Here is a 7532-nt window from a genome sequence, read left to right as displayed (position 1 = left end):
CTGCGTTCCATCAACACAGCAGAAGTCACCTATTCGAGCACCTATCCGGCGCAGGGCTTCTCCGACAACCTGACCAAGCTGGGCCCGGGTGCTGGCGGCGCCCCCACTTCCTTCCAAGCTTCCCTGGTGGATATAGTGGTGGGCTGCGCTGCGCCCCCTTGCGCGAAGAGCGGCTACAACCTCACCGTGGCGTCCGGTGCTGCTGCGACTCCGCGCACCACCTATGTGTCCCACGCCGTTCCAATCACCGCGGGCCAGAGCGGACAACGCACCTTCTGCTCCTCGGCGGATGGCGTGATCCACTTCGATCCGGCCGGTGGAATCACGGCGGCAACCACCGACGTGCAGTGCCAGACCGGCTTCGCGGCTCTGCAGTAACAAAACCTGGGGGGTGGGCCCGGATCGGTTCTACCCCACATTGTGGCAAGTACCTGGGGGAGGGTACAGGCCAGGGGGAACGCGGAACGCGAGTTCCGCTTCCCCTTCTTCGTTTCCCGGTCCCAGGTACGAGTGGCCAAGTACGAAAAGCTCCGAGGTTTGTCCAGGGGCACGCCTGAGACCCAGACCCTTGAACACTATTCGCAAGACGTTGGTAGCCGGATCGCGGCGCATGCGTACCGAAAGCCGCCTTGTGGGTAATCTTGACGGGTCCGAGAATCACCCGAGAGCAGTTGGCCTGCTGAGAGATACCGCGTAGCGGCTTGTCCTGCTCGCCAATTGCTGCGAAAACCCGAACTCCTCTTCCTGACAAAAAATGAGCTTTCAATTGACAAAAACTGTCAACGCACCTGCCGTCTTGCCCCTATAAGTTGGAAACGGTAACCACCGGCATGCCACTCGCGAAAACCCAAGCTACTGGAAATCAACAGGTTGGGCGCCAATGCCCTTGCATCGCGGGTAACCGTCGAAGTTGGCATCCCAAGTGCGACTAGATTAGTCGCACCGCGACCCAACAGGATCAGGAACACTTCAAGAGAAAAAAGAGATTAGAGAGAGGAAACTACATGAAGAAACAGAAAGGGTTCTCGCTGATCGAGCTGCTGATCGTAGTGGCGATCATTCTGATTATCGCCGCGATCGCCATCCCGAATCTGCTCCGTTCCCGCATCGCGGCGAACGAGGCTTCGGCGGTGGGCTCACTGCGTTCCATCAACACAGCAGAAGTCACCTATTCGAGCACCTATCCGGCGCAGGGCTTCTCCGACAACCTGACCAAGCTGGGCCCGGGTGCTGGCGGCGCCCCCACTTCCTTCCAAGCTTCCCTGGTGGATATAGTGGTGGGCTGCGCTGCGCCCCCTTGCGCGAAGAGCGGCTACAACCTCGACGTGGCGTCCGGTGCTGCTGCGACTCCGCGCACCACCTATGTGTCCCACGCCGTTCCAATCACCGCGGGCCAGAGCGGACAACGCACTTTCTGCTCCTCGGCGGATGGCGTGATCCACTTCGATCCGGCCGGTGGAATCACGGCGGCAACCACCGACGTGCAGTGCCAGACCGGCTTCGCGGCTCTGCAGTAACAATACTTGGGGGGTGGGCCCGGATCGGTTCTACCCCACATTGTGGCAAGTACCTGGGGGAGGGTACAGGCCAGGGGGAATGCGGAACGCGAGTTCCGCTTCCCCTTCTTATCTCCTGCGGTCGTGGTACCTGAGTAACTACCACTGCGGGGGACGACTTCTGGTATCGTTGATCAGTAAGGAATGCGAGATGATGTTGCCGCTTGAATTTCGAACCGTCGGTACCCTGGCTCTTTTTTACGCCGACCCCGGCTCCGGGGCGTTGTTGTGGCAGTTGATCGGGTCGTTCTTCATCGGGCTGCTTTTCTACTTCCGCCGCTTTGCCGCTTGGATGGGTCCGCGAGGCGGCAACAAGCGGAGCCACGATGCCGTCGGCGACCAAAAGTGACTCCCGTCCGCTCTCCGCTTCCTTCCGTGATCCCGCAGGTCAACTGATTCGTCACAGCGGACGCCTGCTCCGCGCGGTGTACGCCGCCGGGATTCCCAACCTTCAAGCATTCCAGGCCTCCGCGACGGTGCAGCGGCTGTCCGCTGCCGGACGCATCGTTTCCAGCACCGTCCTGGAGGAAGCCGCCGGGTCGCGGCTGGCCGCCGAATTGCGGCTTCCGCAAGACGCCACGATTGTGGAGCACGGGCCCATCGAGTTCCCTTCCTTTCCTTACGAGTGGCCGCCGGAGATGCTGGCCGCTGCCGCCGAACTCACGCTCGACCTCGCCGAAGGATTGCTGGAGGAAGGTCTGGGGCTGAAAGATGCGACCCCCTTCAACGTGCTGTTTCGCGGAGCGCAACCGGTATTCGTGGACGTGCTCTCGGTCGAGCCGCGTGATTCCGGCGACCCGGTGTGGCGCCCCTATGCGCAATTCGTCCGCACCTTCCTCCTGCCGCTCCTTGCCTACCAACAATTCCGCCTTGGACCGGACCAGGTTTTCACGGGCCGCCGCGAGGGCCTGTCGCCGGAAGACGTCTACCGCATGAGCGGGCGCCTGAGGCGTCTCCTTCCACCCATCCTGGGTTATGCGACTATTCCCACCTGGCTGGGTTCTCGGTCGGAGGCCCGCGGGGCCGAACTGTACGAGCCCAAACGCATGAACCCGGAGAAGGCGAGATTCGTGGTCGCGTCCCGGCTGCGCAGCTTGCGGGCATCGGTGCGCAAGGCGAGCGGGGTTCAGACAAGCTCGCACTGGACCGATTATTCGCAGACGCATCCCAGCTACACCGCAGAGCAGGTCGCGGCCAAGCAGAGATTTGTCAGTGAATTCCTGGCCGAGGCCCATCCCGGGCACGTGCTCGACATCGGATGTAACACCGGCGAGTACAGCGTCACGGCGGCCCACGTGGGAGCGAATGTGGTCGCGCTGGATGCAGACCCCGCCGTCGTCGGGCGGCTCTATCGCCGCGCTTCCGCGGGGACGCTGCCCATCCTGCCCCTGGTGGTCAACATCGGCCAGCCCAGCCCGGCAACAGGCTGGCGAAACGGAGAGTGCGCATCCTTCCTGGACCGCGCGGCCCGGCGTTTCGACGCCGTGCTGATGCTGGCGATCCTCCACCATCTTCTCGTGACCGACCGCGTCCCGTTGGATTCGGTCGTCGACCTGGCGGCGGACTTGACGCGGGATTGGCTGGTGATCGAGTTCATTGCGCCCGATGACCCGATGTTCCGGCACATCGTGCGCGGCCGTGAGGAACTGCACCGCGACCTGGACGCCTCCGTATTCGCCGCCAGCCTGCGCCGCAGGTTCGATGTGGTGCGATCCGCTGCGCTGCCAGGGAGCAGCCGTACAATGTATCTGGCGCGGAGACGTTCATGAACGGCGGCAAACGGGATCTCATGGTGGCCCTGTCGGTGGCCAACCTGTCCCTGCTCGAAGTCTGGCGGAATATCGTGTTCGCCACGCCGTATCTCCTGCCGCTCTGGACCTGGCGCGACCTGGTAGCGGCCCTGTTCAATCTGGCGTGGCTCACTGTCTTGTGCTGGGTCGCTCTCCGCTCGCGGAACTCACCGCGCTGGAGCAGGCTTCACCTGGATCGCCTGATCTTTGTCTTGCCGGCCGTCGTCTTCGCCAACTTCATCCAGCACCAATTTCCCCTGCAGGTCTCGGTGGTCTGGGAAGATCGGACGCAGACCCTGCTGGCCTGCGCCGGTTTCTTGCTCATCGCGTTCGCGATCGCGCGCTGGACGCGACGGGCCTTCGCGCTCTTTGAGTTCGCTGCCATCTGCCTGTTGGCGTTCCTGCCCCTCGCCTTCGTCCAGGCGGCGTGGGTAGTGGCTCGCGAGCAAGCACAGCCCCGGCTCGCGGGGCGCCTGGCATCGCCTGCACCCGCGCACCGTGTGGTCTGGGTCATCCTGGACGAGATGGACTGGCGCTACACCTTCCCGCTGCGGCCGGCTTGGCTCCACCTGCCGGAGGTGGATCGGTTGCGCTCGGAGTCGTTCAATTCCGATGTCGCCCTCGAGTCAGGACTGCAGACGGGGCTCGCCATGCCCTCGCTGATCCTCGGCAAGACGGTGTACTCGGCGAACCCGCAGGGCACGAGCGAACTGCTGCTCGGCCTCAATCCGGATCCGGGTGCCGGCCTGAACTGGCCTAAGGAGCCCAACCTGTTCGACCAGGCGCGCCGGCTCGGGTACAACGTCGGCGTGGTCGGCTGGTTCCTCCCCTACTGCCGCATGTTCGCGGAAAGCCTGGCGAGCTGCTACTGGGAAGCGATTGACAGCCGTGTGCGCGATACCCGGCCCAGCCTCTGGTTCAGCATCCGCTCGCAGATCCGGACCCTCTCCCCGGTGGCGGACCGCATGCGCCACGTCACTCGTTACCGGAACATGATGACCCGTGCGAAAGCAGCGGCCTGCGATCCCAGTTTGCAACTGGTGCTGCTGCACTTGCCCGTCCCGCATCCGCCGGGGATCTACGACCGTGAGACCGGAACGCTGACGGCGTTCGACTTCCGAGACTCCTGGTACTTCGACAATCTGGCCCTTGCCGACCGGACCGTGGGCGAGCTCCGCCACTCCATGGAAGAGGCCGGCGTTTGGGATAGCACCACCGTCCTGGTTAGCACCGACCACGCCCTGCGCTGGATCACCGGCTTCAACGAGAACACCGACCCGCGCGTGCCGTTCCTGCTCAAGCTGGCGGGGCAGCACCAGGGTTTTTCGTATTCGCGCCCTTTCACCACCCTGCTTACCCACGACCTCATCCTGGACGTGCTCCAGGGCAGATTAAGCCAGCCCGAAGACGTGGCGCGATGGATCGACCGCCGCCCGCCGGCGCGGATCCCCCGCACCCTGCTGTCAGCGCAGGTCCCTGGATCCGCCGCGCACAACTGAACGGCTCGTCGCTATATAATTCTGCCGATCGCACCTGGCCATGACCGCCATCGAGATCAAGGACCTGGCGAAGACCTATGCTCTCGGCTTCTGGCGCAAGCGTCAGAAGGTCGCGCTGCACCCCCTCAACCTATCCATCGAAGAAGGCGAGATCTTCGGCTACTTGGGGCCCAATGGTGCGGGGAAGACGACCACACTGCGCCTGCTCATGGGCATCATCTTTCCCACCGGAGGGTCCGCCCGCATTCTGGGCTACGACATGCAGGACCCTCGTGTAAAGGCCCAGATCGGGTTCCTGCCCGAGCAGCCATATTTTTACGACTACCTGTCCGCCTCCGAACTTCTCCACTACTACGCCCAGCTTTCGGGGGTGCCGGCGCGCGAGCGCACGCGCCGTGTGGAAGCCATGCTGCATCGCGTCGGACTGGCCGATACCGGCAGCCTCCAGTTGCGCAAGTTCTCCAAGGGCATGTTGCAACGCGTGGGCATCGCGCAAGCCATCCTTCACGACCCCAAGATCGTATTCCTGGACGAGCCCATGTCAGGACTGGACCCGATCGGTCGCCGCGAAGTCCGCGACCTGATCCAAGGCCTGAAAGATGAAGGCAAGACGGTCTTTTTCTCGACTCATATCCTGTCCGACGCAGAGGACCTGTGTGATCGCGTCGCGGTTCTGAACTTGGGACAGTTGCGCGGCGTAGGCGCCGTTGACGAACTGACCGCCAGCACCGGCGGCCGGGTCGAAATCCACTGGCACGGCACGGTAGCGGTCGCGGCGGTCTCCGCCTTGGGAGGCGAGTGCCGCATCAGTGGCGAAACCGTGCGCGTGATCCTTCCTGAAGAGAAGTTGGATGCCGCCCTCGACGCCCTGCGCCGCGCACAGGCGAAGCTGATCTCCGTCACGCCGGTGCGGATCACGCTGGAAGACTACTTCATGCGGCAGCTCTCGGTTCCGGCGGCGGCACCGCGAGTGGAGGCGGCCCGGTGAGCAGCCGCATCGCACACATCGCCTATAACACCTTCCGCGAAGCGGTGCGCGACCGCGTGCTCTACAACCTGATCTTCTTCGCGCTGCTGATGGCGGCTTCCTCCATCCTGGTCGGCCAGATCTCGATCGACATCGAGCGTCTGGTCGTGATCAACCTCGGGCTGACTGCGGTCTCCCTGTTCGGGCTGGCGATCGCCATCTTCATCGGGATTGGCCTGGTTTCGAAGGAGATCGACAAGAAGACTCTCTATACCCTGCTTTCCCGGCCTGTAAGGCGATGGGAGTTCATCGTGGGAAAGTTCGCCGGCCTCTCCCTGACGCTGCTGGTGAACACCGCTCTGATGGCGATCGGAGTCTTCGGCTCCCTGCTCTTCGTCGCCCACGGCTTCAGCCGCCCCGACGCCTACATCCTGGTGGCGATCTACTTCATTGTTCTGGGATTCATCGTGGTGACGGCCATCGCCCTGTTCTTCTCCTCGTTCTCGTCCCCCATCCTGTCGGCGGTGTTCGCCCTGGCCATGTTCATCATTGGGACCTTCGCCGAGGATTTGCGCGCCTTCGCCGCGATGGCCAGGCCGCCGGCGCGTTGGATGGCGATCGGCCTGGCGCACCTGGTCCCGAACTTCGCCGCCCTCAACGTGATCACGCCCGTCGCCCATGGAGAAGCCGTAGCCGGCACGCTCGTGCTGTTCAATACGGCCTATGCATTGCTCTACGCTGCCGCGGCAGTCAGCGCAGCCGTCATCATCTTCGAGCGCCGCGACCTGAAATGAACTCGCGCCGCGCCATCACGCTGGTCGGAACTGCGGTGCTGCTGGCCAGCATGGCGGGGGTCGTGTTGATGGTGCGACGGCTTGACGACCTGCGCCTTGGCACGACGGCGCGCGATGTGCTTTACATTCCGTCTCCCATGATCGTCAAGCGCCTCAGCCTCGGCTACGGCGGCCTGCTGGCGGACATCTACTGGACGCGGGTGGTGCAGTACTTCGGCGGCAAGCACCACGAGAGATCCATGGAGTACAAGCTGCTCGATCCCCTGCTCGACATCACCACGACGCTCGATCCGCAGCTTGTGCCCGCCTACGAGTTTGGCGCCACGTTCCTGGCTCAGAAGCCGCCCGAGGGCGCCGGCGACCCCGACCGCGCAGTCGCCCTGGTCGAAAAAGGGATTCGCGCAAATCCGAGATCCTGGAGGCTTTACTACAATTTGGGCTACATCGAGTACATCGAGCGTAAGGACTACACCGCGGCGGCGCGAGCCTTTGAGCGCGGGACGCAGGTTCCGGGAGCGCACCCGTGGATGAAGATCATGGCCGCCATCATGGCCCAGCACGGCGGTGAGATCGGGACTGCCCGCTTCCTCTGGCAGCACATTTACGAGTCCACTGAAGACAAGATGATCAAAGAGAACGCCGTCAAACACCTTGTCGCCTTGCAGGTCGACGAAGCGGTGCCGTATCTGGAAGCGCTGCTCCGCCAATACCACGAGAACACCGGCAAGCAGGCCGGCAGTTGGTTCGAAATGATCTCCTCGGGCTACCTCAAGGGCATGCCGGCCGATCCGCTCGGAAAGCCCTTCAAGTTGTTGCCGGGAGGACCGGTGGAAGTGCAGGACCCGGATTCCCTCCCGTTCATTACTCGAGGGCTGCCACCGGGGAAGGAAGCACCCGAGTTCTTGAAATCGGGATCCAAGTGAAGC

The 7532-nt window shown here is 63.4% G+C and carries 8 protein-coding genes; all 8 read left to right on the top strand.

Annotation, left to right across the window (positions count from 1 at the left end; translation table 11 throughout):
- Positions 1-378: hypothetical protein (locus LAN37_16665; protein ID MBZ5648844.1), on the top strand; the 378-nt coding region annotated here is incomplete at its 5' end.
- Positions 379-1004: 626 nt separating this feature from the next.
- Positions 1005-1517, top strand: coding sequence for a prepilin-type N-terminal cleavage/methylation domain-containing protein (locus tag LAN37_16660; protein ID MBZ5648843.1), 513 nt, complete (start codon positions 1005-1007; stop codon positions 1515-1517).
- 190 nt (positions 1518-1707) lie between these two features.
- A complete protein-coding gene (locus tag LAN37_16655) occupies positions 1708-1905 on the top strand; it encodes a hypothetical protein (protein MBZ5648842.1) in 198 nt (65 codons plus the stop codon).
- Positions 1883-3325, top strand: coding sequence for a class I SAM-dependent methyltransferase (locus LAN37_16650; GenBank protein MBZ5648841.1), 1443 nt, complete (start codon positions 1883-1885; stop codon positions 3323-3325). The genes LAN37_16655 and LAN37_16650 overlap by 23 nt, the downstream gene beginning before the upstream one ends.
- On the top strand, positions 3322-4845 hold the full coding sequence (locus tag LAN37_16645; protein MBZ5648840.1) for a hypothetical protein: 1524 nt from the start codon (positions 3322-3324) through the stop codon (positions 4843-4845). Before LAN37_16650 ends, LAN37_16645 begins: the two co-directional genes overlap by 4 nt.
- A 40-nt stretch (positions 4846-4885) precedes the next feature.
- On the top strand, positions 4886-5833 hold the full coding sequence (locus tag LAN37_16640; GenBank protein MBZ5648839.1) for an ABC transporter ATP-binding protein: 948 nt from the start codon (positions 4886-4888) through the stop codon (positions 5831-5833).
- Entirely contained in the window at positions 5830-6606 is a 777-nt protein-coding gene (locus LAN37_16635; protein ID MBZ5648838.1) for an ABC transporter permease, read from the top strand. The genes LAN37_16640 and LAN37_16635 overlap by 4 nt, the downstream gene beginning before the upstream one ends.
- Complete coding sequence (locus tag LAN37_16630) at positions 6603-7529, top strand: tetratricopeptide repeat protein (protein ID MBZ5648837.1); 927 nt, start codon at positions 6603-6605, stop codon at positions 7527-7529. The genes LAN37_16635 and LAN37_16630 overlap by 4 nt, the downstream gene beginning before the upstream one ends.
- The last annotated feature ends 3 nt before the right edge of the window (positions 7530-7532 follow it).

Source organism: Terriglobia bacterium, assembly GCA_020073495.1.
Classification (GTDB): Bacteria; Acidobacteriota; Terriglobia; order Terriglobales; family Acidobacteriaceae; genus JAIQFD01.
Note: the sequence above shows the minus strand (reverse complement) of the source record. Positions and strands in the feature narration are given on the sequence as shown.